The sequence below is a fragment of the Pseudoflavonifractor gallinarum genome (assembly GCF_014982855.1).
In the GTDB taxonomy this organism is placed as follows: Bacteria; Bacillota; Clostridia; order Oscillospirales; family Oscillospiraceae; genus Pseudoflavonifractor_A; species Pseudoflavonifractor_A gallinarum.
This window is the reverse complement of sequence record NZ_JADCKF010000003.1, coordinates 153,826-168,064: the sequence shown is the minus strand read 5'-3', so window position 1 is coordinate 168,064 and position 14,239 is coordinate 153,826. Positions and strand designations below refer to the sequence as shown.

The 14,239-nt window shown below is 58.5% G+C and carries 22 protein-coding genes; 1 reads left to right on the top strand and 21 read right to left on the bottom strand.

Translation table 11 applies throughout. The annotated features are described in order from the left end of the window. Positions 1-51: 51 nt before the first annotated feature. The 8 genes from INF37_RS04625 to INF37_RS04590 form a co-directional block, all read right to left on the bottom strand. The gene (locus tag INF37_RS04625) at positions 52-1,179 is read right to left on the bottom strand and encodes a phage major capsid protein (RefSeq protein ID WP_193536730.1); all 1,128 of its coding nucleotides are present in this window, start codon (positions 1,177-1,179) and stop codon (positions 52-54) included. A gap of 3 nt (positions 1,180-1,182) precedes the next feature. Further along, positions 1,183-1,758, bottom strand: a complete 576-nt coding sequence (locus INF37_RS04620) for an HK97 family phage prohead protease (protein ID WP_235964211.1) — start codon at positions 1,756-1,758, stop codon at positions 1,183-1,185. After that, positions 1,718-2,956, bottom strand: a complete 1,239-nt coding sequence (locus tag INF37_RS04615) for a phage portal protein (protein WP_193536727.1) — start codon at positions 2,954-2,956, stop codon at positions 1,718-1,720. Before INF37_RS04615 ends, INF37_RS04620 begins: the two co-directional genes overlap by 41 nt. A gap of 18 nt (positions 2,957-2,974) precedes the next feature. Next, on the bottom strand, positions 2,975-4,633 hold the full coding sequence (locus tag INF37_RS04610; RefSeq protein ID WP_193536725.1) for a terminase large subunit: 1,659 nt from the start codon (positions 4,631-4,633) through the stop codon (positions 2,975-2,977). After that, positions 4,630-5,028 (bottom strand): hypothetical protein, encoded by a 399-nt coding sequence (locus INF37_RS04605; RefSeq protein WP_193536723.1) that lies wholly within the window; start codon positions 5,026-5,028, stop codon positions 4,630-4,632. The genes INF37_RS04610 and INF37_RS04605 overlap by 4 nt, the downstream gene beginning before the upstream one ends. A gap of 59 nt (positions 5,029-5,087) precedes the next feature. Continuing rightward, positions 5,088-5,837 (bottom strand): AAA family ATPase, encoded by a 750-nt coding sequence (locus INF37_RS15855; RefSeq protein WP_193536721.1) that lies wholly within the window; start codon positions 5,835-5,837, stop codon positions 5,088-5,090. Between the two features lie 79 nt (positions 5,838-5,916). Continuing rightward, the gene (locus INF37_RS15980) at positions 5,917-6,129 is read right to left on the bottom strand and encodes a helix-turn-helix domain-containing protein (protein ID WP_193536720.1); all 213 of its coding nucleotides are present in this window, start codon (positions 6,127-6,129) and stop codon (positions 5,917-5,919) included. Then, positions 6,122-6,889 carry a hypothetical protein gene (locus tag INF37_RS04590; RefSeq protein WP_193536718.1) on the bottom strand — a complete coding sequence of 256 codons (768 nt, stop codon included), beginning with the start codon at positions 6,887-6,889 and terminating at the stop codon, positions 6,122-6,124. Before INF37_RS04590 ends, INF37_RS15980 begins: the two co-directional genes overlap by 8 nt. A gap of 296 nt (positions 6,890-7,185) precedes the next feature. On the opposite strand from INF37_RS04590, the gene INF37_RS04585 reads away from it, so the two are divergent. Continuing rightward, positions 7,186-7,587 (top strand): hypothetical protein, encoded by a 402-nt coding sequence (locus tag INF37_RS04585; RefSeq protein ID WP_193536716.1) that lies wholly within the window; start codon positions 7,186-7,188, stop codon positions 7,585-7,587. A gap of 14 nt (positions 7,588-7,601) precedes the next feature. Here INF37_RS04585 and INF37_RS15850 read toward each other — a convergent pair whose 3' ends face one another. The 13 genes from INF37_RS15850 to INF37_RS04525 all read right to left on the bottom strand — a co-directional run bounded on the left by INF37_RS15850 (position 7,602) and on the right by INF37_RS04525 (position 14,048). Continuing rightward, positions 7,602-7,724 carry a hypothetical protein gene (locus INF37_RS15850; RefSeq protein ID WP_268960687.1) on the bottom strand — a complete coding sequence of 41 codons (123 nt, stop codon included), beginning with the start codon at positions 7,722-7,724 and terminating at the stop codon, positions 7,602-7,604. 1 nt (position 7,725) lies between these two features. Then, entirely contained in the window at positions 7,726-8,172 is a 447-nt protein-coding gene (locus INF37_RS04580) for a hypothetical protein (protein ID WP_193536715.1), read from the bottom strand. Beyond that, entirely contained in the window at positions 8,172-8,813 is a 642-nt protein-coding gene (locus tag INF37_RS04575; protein WP_193536713.1) for a DUF551 domain-containing protein, read from the bottom strand. The genes INF37_RS04580 and INF37_RS04575 overlap by 1 nt, the downstream gene beginning before the upstream one ends. After that, positions 8,801-8,968, bottom strand: a complete 168-nt coding sequence (locus INF37_RS04570) for a hypothetical protein (protein WP_193536712.1) — start codon at positions 8,966-8,968, stop codon at positions 8,801-8,803. Before INF37_RS04570 ends, INF37_RS04575 begins: the two co-directional genes overlap by 13 nt. Continuing rightward, positions 8,965-9,210: a hypothetical protein gene (locus INF37_RS04565; protein ID WP_193536710.1), complete on the bottom strand. Its 246-nt coding sequence runs from the start codon at positions 9,208-9,210 to the stop codon at positions 8,965-8,967. Before INF37_RS04565 ends, INF37_RS04570 begins: the two co-directional genes overlap by 4 nt. Next, positions 9,203-10,384, bottom strand: a complete 1,182-nt coding sequence (locus INF37_RS04560) for a DUF3102 domain-containing protein (RefSeq protein ID WP_193536708.1) — start codon at positions 10,382-10,384, stop codon at positions 9,203-9,205. Before INF37_RS04560 ends, INF37_RS04565 begins: the two co-directional genes overlap by 8 nt. 11 nt (positions 10,385-10,395) lie before the next feature. Next, positions 10,396-12,081, bottom strand: coding sequence for a PcfJ domain-containing protein (locus INF37_RS04555; RefSeq protein ID WP_193536706.1), 1,686 nt, complete (start codon positions 12,079-12,081; stop codon positions 10,396-10,398). A 14-nt stretch (positions 12,082-12,095) separates the two neighbouring features. Continuing rightward, complete coding sequence (locus INF37_RS04550) at positions 12,096-12,494, bottom strand: hypothetical protein (RefSeq protein ID WP_193536704.1); 399 nt, start codon at positions 12,492-12,494, stop codon at positions 12,096-12,098. 1 nt (position 12,495) lies between these two features. After that, the gene (locus INF37_RS04545; RefSeq protein WP_193536702.1) at positions 12,496-12,861 is read right to left on the bottom strand and encodes a helix-turn-helix transcriptional regulator; all 366 of its coding nucleotides are present in this window, start codon (positions 12,859-12,861) and stop codon (positions 12,496-12,498) included. Positions 12,862-13,009: 148 nt separating this feature from the next. Then, positions 13,010-13,342, bottom strand: a complete 333-nt coding sequence (locus tag INF37_RS04540) for a hypothetical protein (RefSeq protein WP_193536700.1) — start codon at positions 13,340-13,342, stop codon at positions 13,010-13,012. Further along, the gene (locus tag INF37_RS04535) at positions 13,333-13,545 is read right to left on the bottom strand and encodes a hypothetical protein (RefSeq protein WP_193536698.1); all 213 of its coding nucleotides are present in this window, start codon (positions 13,543-13,545) and stop codon (positions 13,333-13,335) included. Before INF37_RS04535 ends, INF37_RS04540 begins: the two co-directional genes overlap by 10 nt. Further along, on the bottom strand, positions 13,538-13,792 hold the full coding sequence (locus INF37_RS04530) for a hypothetical protein (protein ID WP_193536696.1): 255 nt from the start codon (positions 13,790-13,792) through the stop codon (positions 13,538-13,540). The genes INF37_RS04535 and INF37_RS04530 overlap by 8 nt, the downstream gene beginning before the upstream one ends. A 16-nt stretch (positions 13,793-13,808) precedes the next feature. Further along, the gene (locus INF37_RS04525) at positions 13,809-14,048 is read right to left on the bottom strand and encodes a hypothetical protein (RefSeq protein ID WP_193536694.1); all 240 of its coding nucleotides are present in this window, start codon (positions 14,046-14,048) and stop codon (positions 13,809-13,811) included. Between the last annotated feature and the right edge of the window lie 191 nt (positions 14,049-14,239).

Below are 14,239 nucleotides of genomic sequence, written 5' to 3'. Positions count from 1 at the left end.
CAAGGCTTCTGCGCCGCGGCTACTATGGTTGCGCTCTCAATAGGTGGTGGATTATCCCCCTGCCGTGAGCTTAGCAAACGCAGACGCCAGGCCCACCTTTACGTCAAATACAGCGACACCCAGATACTTCGTGGAGTTGGTATCGATGTCGTATCCCTGTCTTACAGTCACATCCTCCGCCATGGCGCCGATGAGCTTGGAGAGGTCACCCGCTGCTACCGTATCATCCGGCACATTGTCATCGGGCATCACTTCCACACCGTATACGATGGCCACACCTCCGTCAAAGCGTACGATGCTGGATTTGCTATTGTCCTGGAGGGGCAGCAGCTTGGTATACAGCGTCTTGCGGTTACACAAAATGGTGATCTCTCCCTTGACAGATCCCAGGAGTGCCTGCACCGACGCCGTATCGATAGCGGTCCCTGCCGACGCAGCAGAGCCGAGCAGTGCCGTGATGCACTTGCTGTTAATCTTTCTGGCGATGGCTTCTCCCAGTGTCTTGGCAAGCCATGCCTCAAAGGCCGGTACGCTCATCAGCTTTGCCGCTTCACTGACCTGGATCATCTTTACGATCTCGGCCGGCACCAGCTGGATCTTGGTCAGCGTATCTGCCGCCGCCGTGATGGAAGCGTTCTCAGTATGATCCTCCGCCTCGTTGTTGGTACCCTCCACATAGTAGGTCAAGTTGACTGCACTGTAGATGACCGTCATCCGGGACAGGATGGGGGCATGGTCCCGCACCACCGACATGATGGCGTTTGCGGTCATAACTGCAATGGCGCCGTTGGCGTTGGTGTAGGCGCGCTGTTCCACGTCAGAGAGCTCCTTGCCCTGCAGCTTTCTCAGCCAGAGGGAGCGATACTCCTCTGTGTCGGGAGTGAGCTTGCGCTCCTCCTGCTGATTGGGCAAGGTGCGAACCACAGTACCGCCGCCGCTGCTGATATCATTCAGGATCTGCTTGCGGGTCTCTGCCGCGTCCACGATCCGCTTGCGCTCTTCCTTGAGATTTCTCACCTCGGTCTTGAGCGCGTCCAGATCGGCCCCTTCCTTCTCCAGTTCTGCGGGAATTGCCGCAAGACGGGCCTCAATCTCGGCCAGACGGTCCGCCCCGTAACTGGGATCGGCAAAGAACTGCAAGCCGATTCCGGCAAGTTTGCCACGCTTCGTAATGCTCATTTTTCATACCTCCAGTAAAATCCGAATCTTTTTCTTTTCCCGCTCGGCGGCCAGGGCCGCAAGTCGCTCCGCTTTTTCTGCCTCGATCACTCCGTCGATCCAGGAACGGGCGGAAATATCGGTTGATGGGTTGGCCGGAAAGGATACCGCCGACACGTCGTACACCTTCTTGATTTTGAGAATGCGCCGGGTGTGGGTCTCCCGGTCATAGCTGTCCTCCTGTACCACAAAGGCCCAGGACATTTTAGTAATCAGCCCTGCGGCGATGTCCTCATGCATGCTCCTGGCCTGCTCTGTCTTGGACAGGTCCGCAGCGATAAAAAGGCCCCGCTCCTGGGGTTCGATCAGCAGCGTATTGCTCTTTCCTGTCCTGGCAAACACACGCCCGCCGTGGTCGAACTGCATGATCACATCCGACAGATCCGCTCCATCCAGTGCATGCCGGTCAACGACCTCTTTGTACTGCACCCCGTCGTACTCCCAGAGCACATAGGGGTCGTCGAAGGTCGTCGCGTAGCCCTCCACGTAATAATCGGTATCAAACCGCTTGTTCGCCTGCGCCGGGATCAGCAGGGGCATTGCCCTGTACTCCCGGTCCTGTTTCACCGGCATGTTTCCCATCTCCCTTCACTCCGTTCTGCTGATTCAGCGCGTTGACCTCTGCATAGTCGCGGCGGATGTAATAGCGCTTGCTGTCCTCCGTCCCCAGCTCAGGAAGCTGGAACACCTCCCGCCCCTCATCCATGTTCATCATGCCGCGGTCAAAAAGCTGCGTCACGGTACTCAGCTTGTCGGCCATGGTCATGTGCTGGAGCCGATTCACGGAGAAAATGATCTGCTTTCCCCGGGCAATCTCATCCTGGGAAAAGGTCATATTGGTATGGACCAGAGACGCCTCAATGGCAAAAGGCTCGATCTGCCCCTCGTAGTAGGCAGACCACTGGTCGCTGGTATACTTGTTGTGGAGGATCTCCGACGACATACCAAAGTAGTCGAATACGCTTTCCCGGATGGCGGCCGCCTGTTTGTCGTCCACCACATAGGGCTTGCTGTCAATGGCCTTGACATCCTCGTATTTGGCGTCAAAGATCATCACTCCGCCGTTGGTGTCGGACAGGTTGTCCCGGACCAGCCTGTCCCGCTCCTGGGTCATTGCCTCCGGTTTCAGGATCTGCGACAGCTTTGCCAGGAACCGGACGGAACCGGATGCTTTGACCCCGTTGATGATGCTCTGGTTCTGCGCGTGGATCAGTTCCATCGTCGGGCGCATGGGCCGGTTGCTCTCCCCGAAAAAGTCGTCCCGGTACTGCATCTGCGTCATAATTCCGGAGCGATCCAGCTCCACCACGCCAGTCCCGACCGGGAACTGATAACGCAGATACTCCTGTCCTTCCAGCTCGACCACCGCCGCCTGACTGGGCAGCACCGGGAAAAATCCATTGATGCGCAGCATGAGGTCATCGTCATACACCGGCGCGATAAATGCCGTGTTCTCGGTCTTGTAGATGGTCGCCAGGCGGTACAGGTATTTCTTTGTGTCCATCCATGGATTCGGCCGGTATGACAGCACGCGGTCCAGCCTGGAGTTTCCCGGTCCCATCACCACGGGCCGCAGCTTGCTCACGTGGTTTGCAAACGTATGGATACAGGCCCGTGTCAGGGCCATCTCATAGACCCCTCCGTCAAAGCTGGTGTATACCGGCGTATAACCTCCCAGTGTACGGAAGTAGGAGTATACCTGGGCCTCCGCTGTCTTTCTTGGGAATAATTTTTCCAAAAGCCCCACGGTCTCACCTCAGTTCAGGTTGATGTACATGTCTTTTTTGTCCTGGAGCACCGTATAAGCGCACAGCAGCGCCACCGTTCCATCGATCCTGCGTCTGGCATCCAGCGATTTGACGGGCTGGACATTGCCATTCACATCTGTCTTTACCTCCGTGTTGACCAGACACCACTTGTCGATGGGATTATCTTCGTAAATGATGCGATGCCCCTGGAAGTCCGCCTTCAGGTCTTTCATGGGTTGCGACAGCGTCAGCGGCCCCTGCCGTACCGGTATCATGCAGTTCGGGCCGAACTCGGCGCGGAACTCGCGCAGCAGCGTATCATCGATGTGCCACGGGTCATACCCGATGTATGAGGCATAGAGTCCATCCTGGTCCCGCAGCTCTTTAAACCACTCCAGAAAGATCCGCTTCTCGCATTTATTTCCCGGACACGTTCGCATGAGCCCCTGCTCTACCCACAGGCTGTACGGGGCATTATCCCGCTCGCGGCGGTTTCCCTCCTCTGCCTGCTTATCCAGTACCGATTGCGGGATCCAGTACATGGAGCGCACATAGATATTCGGGTCTCCCGGTCTCATGCAGACTGCCTTGGCCGCATTGAGATCTGTGGTATCGGCTGCATCGAATCCGCCGATGCAGTAATCAAATTGGATAAGTCCAATCCATTTCGCCGTGTTGTTCAGCTCCTCCCAGCGCAGCCATGCGCTCTCGGAGGTCTGCGGCATATTGAAATCCTTGACCATCACCGTGGGCTTGAACGTAGGGTCATCTTTTGCCTTCTGCACCATCTGCTCCAGATAGTCCCGGCTCTTGATGGTGCCCAGTCCCGGATTTGCCTTCTCCCAGCACTCCGGCTTGTCCCATTCCGACGGGTCATCCAGGGTGTACAGAAACGGCAGGAACCGCCGGTTCTTTGCCTTCCCGTCCAGAATATCGCAGGCATACTGGAACTGTGCGTCAAAGACGCCGTTTCGAATGAAGCCGTTGGTAGAAATACAGAACAGCAATGGCTGTGACCGTGCGCCCATGCCCTGCTTGACCAGGTCGTAGAGATCTCGGTTTTTGATGGCCGACAGCTCGTCGATGGTGGCGGCGTGAACATCCAGTCCGTCCAGGCTGGATGTGTTGGAGGCCAATGGCTTGATGAAGCCAAGGTTGGCCGGGCAGTAAATGTCTGCCACCCGTTTGCGCAGGTACCGGGACAGGTGCGGTGACTGCCGGACCATCTTGACCACGGCGTCGTACCCAAGGGCCGCCTGCTCCCGCTTGGTGGCCAGGTTGTAGATCTGTGGTGCGCCCTCTCCGTCGTTGACCAGCAGATCGATCTCAATCCCGGCGGTCTCCGTGGTTTTGCCGTTCTTTCGTCCCTCCACGATGAGGACCTCCTGGTACTGCCGCAGGTCGTTGTCGTCCACGAACCCGAAGATGGCCTGGAGCCTGGCTTTCTGGAAGAGCTGGAGCCGAAGAGGCGTTCCGATCCTTCCGGTCGGTGTCTTGCAGAAGAGCCCGATGAAGTCTATGTGGCGGGCGGCGATGTCCGGGTCAAAGTGAAATTCACCCGGGCAGGCCAGATTCTCCAGCAGCAGCTCGGCCACCTGCTTCATACGCCGGCAAGCCTGTATCTTCCCGTCCAGAAGTGCGGTGAAATAGAGCTCCATGTCGGTCATTTTGCGCCACCGCTCCGATTTTTGAGGAACTTGGTGAGCTCATCGTCTGCCGGCGGCGCATCGGGCAGCAGGTCGTTGATCTGCTTGATGACGGACGTGTAATTCTTGATCATGGCGTTGTATACGTCCACCTCCGGGCTTTTCCGGGTGCCGTACTGATTTTCTCCGTTTTTATACTCAGAGACTACGCCTTTTTCTCGTATTTCGGCCTGCAACTTGGTCAATTGCTCCTCCATAAACACGGCGTTTGTGATGAGCTGCAGGCACAGAGACTGCTTCTCTTTCGCCGCCGCATTATAGGTATCTGCGAACCGACCCAGGTCTTTTTTCTTTACGCTCTTTGCCATTACCACACCCCCTTCCGTGCACACCCCCGCTGTAAAAAAAGTTGCCACTCCATCGGTCTCCTGGGGGTCAGCAGCCCCCGCCGACCGGGGGGGAGTGGTCCCCACGGTCAGGCCTCGTACTGCTCAAACCAGCGCTCAATGATTTCCCGCTGCAGGAGCTTGTCCGTGCGCTCCAGGTCCGACATGGCCCGCTCGATACACAGACCCATCGGCTGACCGACAAAGATCAGCTCTGCCCGCAGTCTTTTGGCCAGCCCCTCCCGCTCTGCGCGGTTGGGCAGCGTTGCTGCGATCCATACCGTCTTGCAGTCTACCACCGCTTCCCGCCGTTCGATCTGGCCGAACAGGAACTCCCGCACCAAAAGCGCCAGCGCCACCAGGTTGTTGGATGTACTGTCCCGGCCGCCCATGGTAAGTGCCTGCCGGATCAGATCCAAATCGATCACCAGATCAGTCGGGTCCATGTGCTCACGGATGTACGTGCTCTTTCCCCCGGCTGGCGGTCCCCACACGATGACCACCCGCTGTGGGATCGGCTGTCCATCCGCACCAAAGTACACGCCGTTTGTGAGGACTTTCCGGTTCTTCCGCTTCTGGAATCCTCGCACGATAGCCTCCCGGTGCGCCTTGAAGTGGCACTCCTTGCAGAGCCATTTCAGTTTCTCCGGGTTCAGCGTGACCTCAGCGTCGTGGATATTCCCCGGTGTGAGGAAGGTCGTGTGGTGGAGCTCTTCCCCCGGCGCCTCCCCGCAGTTCTCGCACATCCCGCCGTCCAGCAGGCGTCTCTGGGCGATGTAGGCCGCCCGGCATGCCTGCCAGGCGTTTGAATTGTAGAACGCTTTTGCGAAGGCTTTCACTTCCAAACCTCCTCACCTGTGGTGTCACAGGGTAAGCCTATCACGTTCTGGAGACAAGTTGCCTAATTTGTTAGGCAACTTAAAATTTTTCTGTTCTTCCAAGCAGATAATCCGTCGTCGTCTCAAAGTAGTCCGCCAGGAGGCACACTGTACTTGTAGACGGGTCTGCTTCGCCCCGTTCATAAATCGATATCATGTCTTTGCTCAGCCCGCACAGCTCGGACAGCGTCCTGCGGCTCATCCGCCTGGCCTCCCGGAGCCTGCGCAGGCGTGTGGGAAATCCCTCATTCATCCTGTCTGCCACCTGCCTTTCTCCCTGTGTGGGATTGTTCCGCCCGCTCCCTGGGCATGATGTAACGTATGTAGGCCGCCGAGAATCCGCTCTCGGCGCTCTCATGCAGTTCCCGCTCCACGATTCTGGCCTCCTTGGGCACTCGCACAGAACCTGCCTGCTGCACCGGGACCGGCGTGGAGTAGACCGGCCGCTTTGCCCCCTTCTTGGCGGAGCTCCAGCACTGCTCCCCTCGTCCATATCCGGCATTGCGCACCATGTACCGGGCTACGGCGGTATAGTCCCCGCTGTCATCCAGATGCCGGCAGGAGAACTCATCGGCGGGCCAGTTGGCGGCGATGAGCTCCCAGTCCATGGCGTTGAGCACCACATGGTGGTGCAGGCGCACGGGGTCTCCTGTCTTTGAGGAGCGGTCTGCCGTGACCAGCGCCCAGATCAGCGCCTTGCCGTGCTTCTTCCGGTAGGCCCTGGCCAGACGTCGGATGAAGTTCTTGGCGATGCGCTTTGCCTCCGCCCGATCCGCCGGGAGACGTCCGTCGGAATATTTCAGCGTGAGGAAGAGATCCCCGCCCCGGTAGTTGCAATTCAGAAACCGGGCCAGGGCAAGCACGCTCTCCCGCTCGTTCCGCTCTACCTGCTTGATGGTCGATTTTCCCTTGCGGCCTCCCCTTGGCTTGCGGGTCCTGGTGACCTCCATGAGCACATCCCGTTTTTCCACCACCCGGCCGGATATGATTTTGTACCGCATGAGCTGCTTCACTGCCTTTCCTCCTGCTCCGCTCTCTGTTCTTTCTTCTGTGGCTCTGGTGCGATAATTAGCGGTCTAAGGGCCCCGCATAAGAACGCGCGTATCCTTATATATAAGGAGTGCCGGCTCTCTGACCGCGCCCCCGGCGAGTGCCCGGGGCGTCATCACAGAGTCGGATGCCCGGAGAGGGCTTGTCCCCCTCTCCGGGCTGTTCCGTAATTTCCTTTTTCTGGATTATCAAAATAATTACCATCCTTGACTTCTCTGCAATTTTTGTTATGATGCAGATAAGAAAGGGGGAGATCGCTATGACACGGATGGAACTGGAGGCGGAACGCGCCAGGCTGCGCCAGCAAATCATCAGCCTGACCTCCATCACCCTCGGTCCCGATATGGCGCCCGTCCGTGCGATGGCGCACGATTCTCCCTGCCGCGCCTTTCTCAACCATCTGGAGGAGCAGCTGGAGGAGAAGAAGGCCCGCCTGCGGGAGCTGGACGAGCAGATCGAGCGGTCCTCCTCCCCCACCGCCCGTTTTCGGGAGAACAGCCTGAATTGTCTCGGGATCATCTGGTTCATCGCGGCCTTCCTGCTGATCGTATGCCTCCTTGCCGGTACGATGCTGGATGATCTCTCGTCCAGAGCGCTGGGCGTGTGTTCGCTCCTCATGTTCCTCTGGGCCCTGTGGGCCACCTTCTCCCGGGATCCGTGATCTCTGCCGCCCCATCAGGGGGCGGCTTTTTGTTTGGTCACGGACATGTCATCCCCGAAAGCCGTTCCATGGCCTTTCGGATGATCGCGCAGCTGTCTGAGTGCCTGGAGCAAGCCGTCCATCGTGTCCAGCGTCATGTCATTTTCCTCCATTACAAGGCTTTGGGAATGGTCTCCAATGGGTCACCACTGGGCAGCCAATTGTGGGGAGTTCGACCCAATGGCCATCTTCTGTGCGCGCTCGTCCAGTCTTTTCCGTTCCGTCACTGAATCGAACAGACACAATTACATAGTCAGACTCTCTTTGACACAGACCTTCAATACCTTCACGCCACTTTTCCAGACCAATCAGCTTTTTAAATATGCTATCGCGCTCAGGTGGCAAATGGTCCTTTACACTTATCCACTTGCTGTCCTCCACCATATTCCGCAGACGGTCAATGTCGTATTCTTCTCCAATCAATTTTGATATGACAGACTTCATTTGACTTTCTGTCAAACCTCCATCTCCGTCTTCGTACTCACACTTGGCACATGTATCTAATTCACAAAAATCCTTTTTCCCAAAACAGAAAAACCGATCCATCAGCTTTCCTCCTCTCCCTCCAGCGGGCAGCTTCCTGGTGGCTCCGGCAGCGGCATCCAATAAGTTACTTCCGGGCTTTCCCATTCCGGATATTCATTTACTACCCACCCCTCACCTTGGAAATAACCAGCCGTCATGATCGCTCTATGTAAGGTTATATTTTCATGTGGCTTCCCAGAAACGATTACCAGCACAGTTTCTCCATCTTTATTATCTTCCGGAAGTCTATCCTCGACGCTCACCCACGCCTCCCGGTCGATGTGGGCTGGATGGTGTGAGTAGAACTTTACTCCTTCCATTTTTTCTGCATACATCGAGATAAGGCTAGGTGTCAGAATATGTCCGCGAACACAAAGGCACCAGTATCCGCCCCATCCTTCAATCGTTTTATTTTCGACTTCGGCCCACACAGGAGTTGGCTTCTCCATCCCCATCAGCTGTTCCAGTGGCAATGGAACCATATCGGTGGCTTCACCGATATGGCAAGCCCGCACCGCCTCCAGGCAGGCCTCCAGGATGTCGATCTGCTCCTGCCAATGAGGCTGCATATCGCATCCGTTGATGTCCGGTGCAAGGCGCAGCGACCGAAGCTCCTGGGTCAGCCAGCGGATGGCCTCCTCCTTTCGGTTCAGATATCCCATGTTCGTTTTCCCTCCATCCTCCATCTGAGGTATGCGGCGATCCGCCACGGAGCCGGACGGCGGCACAGGTACACAAAAAACTCCCACAGCTCCCGGTCCCTCTGTTCCAGCTCTTTCAGCGCCTTTCTGGCGCGCTTGCACTGTCTTTGACTCATATGCGATTCCTCCATTTCTCCAGGGTGTCCCTGGCCTGCTCCAGAGAACTGAACGTCTGGGTCTGTGTCATCCCCGGTTCTTCCAGGCGCATCTGGATCACCATCGCCGCCGGCTTCCAGACGGCCGGCGCACGGCATACCTGGATGAAAAGCTCCACGCCGGCCAGAAAAACCAACCGCTCTTCGATTGGCGCGCAGCTCCGGAACGCCAGGGAGACACGCTCCCATATCCGCTCATTCATGCGTGTCCTCCGGCTTCGGCTCCTCACGCAGCTTGTCGGCCAGAGCCTCCATGGCGCGCGCGAGTTTGTCTGCGGTCTCCGCCTGTCCGTTGCCGCGCATGGAGCGGATGATCTCCCACATCTCCTCCGCCATCTGTTGCGCCTGGCAGAAGTAGACCTGGAAGGATGCCACTTCCCCGCTGCTGGCCACCTGGATCTGCTTTTCCGCCTGGGCCAGCTGCTCCTCGGCCCGCTCCCGGGCGGCGCGGGCCTCTTTCAGCTCCTTCTCCTGCCGCTGCTTCAGCTCTTCCAGCGCGCCCTTTGCCTTGGCGGCCTTCTCCCGGGCCCGCTCTTTTTCCGCCTCCGCTTTGCGGATGCGCTCCTCCAGCTCCCGCTCGGCCTCTGCCCTGGCTTGTTCCGCGGCGGCGCGGACAGCGTCCTCGTCCACCACCTTCTCTACGGCCACATCCACCGGGCTGGCACGTAGCTCCTCCAGCTCCGCACGCAGGCGGCTGACCTCCTCGCCGGCGGAAGCCGCCGCCTCTTCGGTCTTTCTGCGCTGCTCTTCCAGCTTGAGGCGGTATCCCTCCGCCTGGTTCTCCGCGGTGCGCTGGGCCTCCCGGGCGGCCTCCACCTCACGGCCCATCCCGGAAAGCCGCTCGTTGGCCAGTCGGATGTCCTCCTCGGTTTTCTTCCGGGCAGCCTCTGCGGCCTGCACATCCTCCCGGGCCTGAGCCAGCTCCTTGAGGGCCGTCTGGAGCTCCCGGGTGGACATGCCCTCCACGTCGTTTTCGGACAGAAAACTCTCCCGCTCCTCATCCGGTAAAACCAGCAGGGCCAGGGCCTTGGTGTAGCTCAAATTGCCAAGCGCTTGGGATTTTGCTACCGGTCCGAAGAGGGATTGCTGCTCCGCCCCGTAGGCCTCAAAGATCCGCATGAAATTGTTCGCGGTGCTGGACTTGTATCCCAGTCGGTCCCGTAGGTAGTCCCCCCACTGGCCATGGGGCAGCATGGCCTTGACCTCTACCAGCCTCCGTCCGATCTCGATGGCATATCCAAGCGCCATCTGCTGTGCCTGCTTGTGGAGGGCCTTGATCTCCACGGTGACCAGTTCCACTGTCCGCTCGGGCGCCGGCTCCAGGGCCATCCCGGCATCCGCCGCCAGGCAGCGGGCCTCAAAATCACGATCTTCCATCGTATATCCTCCTATGCGATCTGATCCGCGGGCGCAGCCGCACCGGCGGGTAGGATGGGCGCGCCGCCCTTGTCGCGTTTACTTCCGTTTTTTACCCATGAGAGCCACGGGTCCAGGATTGCAGCATATCTTACCTTTGGATCCTCCTGCTCCGGATTCTCCGGGCAGCTTTCCCGTTCGTTGCGGTATCCATGGATCTGCTGCAAATGGTTCCCGTGCATCTCGATGGTAACAAGAGGCCTCATTGGATGACGCTTATCACGCAGAAAGAGGATCGTAAGCTTCCCCTGCGCATGGCGGGCGGCATAGCCTCCTACACAGTGTCGGAGTGCCTTCCCCTCTTCCACGATCTCACTGACGGAGTATGGAGGCCGGATCAGATAGCCCGCATACTCAAATCGGTACTTCTGCATCAAGCGCTTTACCAGGCCCCGGGCTTCTTTGTTTGCCTGCTTTGCTTCCAGGATGCCTCTTGCCTCGGTTGCCCTGTCGTGGGCATCCTTCAGAGACTTCGGGCGCTGTACATTGTGTACGGTCAGGTCATAACGAAGGAACTCTGCGGCCTCCAGGTAGTCCCGCCACTCCTCCCATACCGCAATGGCTCCACGCCGCTGCCAGTCTGCATCTTGCTTTTTCAAATAGTTCACAGCCTGTCCCACGTTCAGATCCAGACGGATACACCAACGGATGAGCTTTCCTAGCTCTGCACTTCCGACACACAGGCGCAGATCCTCCAGCTGCCGGAAGGTACATTCTTTTCCGGCGGTGCGCAGACTTTTATAAAGTCGGAGCAGCTCCAGCCGTCCTTCTACCGCCTGAAACTCTTTCAGCTCTGCCTTATCCAGTCCAAATCCCTTTCTTGGGTCTGTCTGTGTCCAGTCGATGCCTTTTCCGCTTCTCTTTCGGATCACCAGATCCAGCACAGCCTCTCGGAGCCCCATCTTGACCATCATTTCCAGTTGGGGACGACGCGTCGCGGCCCCCAGATAGCGCATGAGCGCCGTGTGTATGTAGCCGTCCATCCATACCTTGTGCCCTTCCCGCTCAAACTGCTCGTATCCGCAATATCGGAGAAAGGAATCCTTCAGGCGATCCAGGCCCACCGCATGATATCCTCCGGCCATATAGGCCCAATACCCGTATCCATCCGGAAACGGCTCATAAATACTCCGGGTCTCGATCCAACTCTCATCCAGGACTTTTCCGCCCGGTGATAGTCCCAACCCGGTCCAATCATGCTGGATCTTCCACTGTTGTGCTTTTCCGGGCGTGAAGCGATAACACATTTTCGGCATGACCTTCAGTTCCGGGCACAGCCCATCCCGGTAGTCCTTCCGCACATAGGCCGCCTCGGCCCATACGGTTTCGCCGTCTGTGTGGAACAGGATCGCCTTACACCACTCCACCAGATTCTTTCTGCTTTTTGCGATACCAATATTTTTTAAAATTGCCCGTACACCGCACTTGGGACAGTTCACGGCCCCGTTGTGCCGCGTCCCCATAAAGCTCTGCCATTCCGGTGTCATGAGGCGTGGAAGTGACTCGATAATGTACCGCTCTCCACAGTGTGTGCAGGTACAGCTGCGATCTCCATTCCGGCCTGTTCTGTAAAAAACATAGGGTTGGAAGAGCGCATTGAGTCGTTTGATGTCCTCCCCCGTCACGACCGGGAATCCGTTCGGATATTCCTTGCCCATACTCCTGCGCCTCCTTACAGAAAATCGGTCAGGTCTAGGAGCACGCCGGCCTTACGGGGAGGCTTGTCCATTTGCACTGGTACGGGATTTGGCTCCGCATCCCCGCGTACAGACGCGCACAGATCGATCGTCATCTGGCAGCGGATATCTGCACCTGGGAAATAGAACTGCACGGCTTTCTGATAGAGCTTCAGATCGCTGATACAGTTTCCGACTCCTTTCATGGCTGCGGCGCAGCAATCGCTCAGCGTTCCGTCTGCCTGGACCACGGCCTGGGCAAACTCCGCATCCTGTCTGACAAATCTCGTCAGGGCCTCCGCGACCTCATCCTTGACGGCTTGTTCTTTTCTTCCGCCCTTGAATCGTGTCTTCTCCTCTGCGATTTTCCGCACAGCCTCATCAATCCTGTCCATATCACACCATTCCTTTCTTTTTCCCGTTGGGCTCCAGGCCCAGGCGCTTCCGGCGGCCGGCGATGGTTGAGCGGGAGAGCCCCATTCCCCGGGAAATCTGTCCGTCGCTCTTTCCCTCGGCGTAGAGCCGCAGGAAGGTCTCCCGCCGCTCCTGCGCGCTTTCCCGGCTCTTCTGCTTGAGGGCGCACAGGGGATGCCGCTTATCGCACCCTCCGGGCACCTTGCAGTCAAAGCATCGCTTGTCCGGCGGCGCATAGTGATGGCGCTCCCGCTCCACGGGGCCCTCAGAGGGTGCGCCATCCCACGGCCTTGTTGCGCCGCCGCCGATCCAGACGCCCTTCCCCTGCTTTGAGGAAAACAATTTCATCGCTTCCACGTCCTTTCCAGGAAATATGGTTGCGCCGCCGGACACCTCTGTGATAGGATAGGTGTATCCGGCGGCGTCTGCGCTGCTGGTCTCTGCCGCCCCCTGCGTTGTGTTTGACCGCACCGAACGCAGGGGGCTGTTTTTGTCCTCATCGCCGCATCCCCGCACGGCGGTCCCTGGTCTGGATATCCGCCATCTGGCGGCGGGTAAACTCCTCCGCCGCCCGGCAGTCCCGGCACAGACCCGGCTCCGCGGTGCGCTTTCCGCACCGGCGGCAGGTGGGCTCCAGGGCCCGGCCGCATTTCCGGACGCTCATGCCGCCCACGATGTACTTCCAGTTCTCCTTCTGGCCCCACCTCTCGGCGGCCAGCAACGTGGCCGAGTCCGGCCCGATGGTCTGGACGGTGACCACGCCGAACTCCGGGTGGCTCACCTCATAGTTATAGAGTCGCTCTTTTGCGGCCACCTCCATCACCTCCACACATAAAGTCCCATGGTGGCCAGGACGGTCAGGAGCAGCAGCCCCCCAATACAGGCATACACCTTCCGGCGCAGGCGGGCGGCCCGGCGGCGCTGCCGGTTGCGGCTGCGGTACTTCCCCGCAGCTTCCCGCCGCTCCCGCTCGGCAGCTGCGTCCCGCTGGATGACGCTCCACTCGGTGTCCAGGATGCAGGGCTCAAACATCCTCCTCACCTCCTAGGCAGTCCGGAGCGGGTAGGACGATGAGTCCTCCGTCCTCCAGACGCAGATCCGCCACCCGCATATCCATGGCCAGGGATCGGATCACCGCATCCGGCGCGGTGTGCAGGAGGATGCTGGGGATAAAATCCCCGTCCTCGGTCTCCTCGGTGACGGCCAGCTCCATGGGGCCGTGCTCCAGGGACAGGTCCATCAGGTCGGCCACGATGGCCTTGGTTGTCTTACTGTACATGGTGTTTCTCTCCTTCTTATGTAGTAGGTTCTGCGGCAAATTCCGGGAAAACCTCCTCCAGCGGGGGAAGCGGCTCGGCCGGGCGGTATACCCGCTCTCCGGCAAAGGCCGCGTTGAGGCCCTGGACGTTGATCATGGTACTGACCCAGCGCTTCTGCTCCTGGTTGAGTTCGTCCATGTCGTAATACCGGCCCTTGATGTTGACAAATGCCTGAGAGTTGAAGGTCCAGCCCTCCGGCGTGGTCAGAACTACCATAGTATCACCTCATCTTCACGCTATGCCGCCTCCGGCCCGTCCTATTCTGGGCCTTGACAGCGGCGCTCTGGTTCGTCATAATGAGGGTGGAAACAGGGCCTGATTTTCCCGTTCCACCCATGCCCCGCTCCGTGTTGCCGCACGGGGCGGGGCGTTTTTGTCGGTCCGGATGCTCCTCTATTGCAAGATCC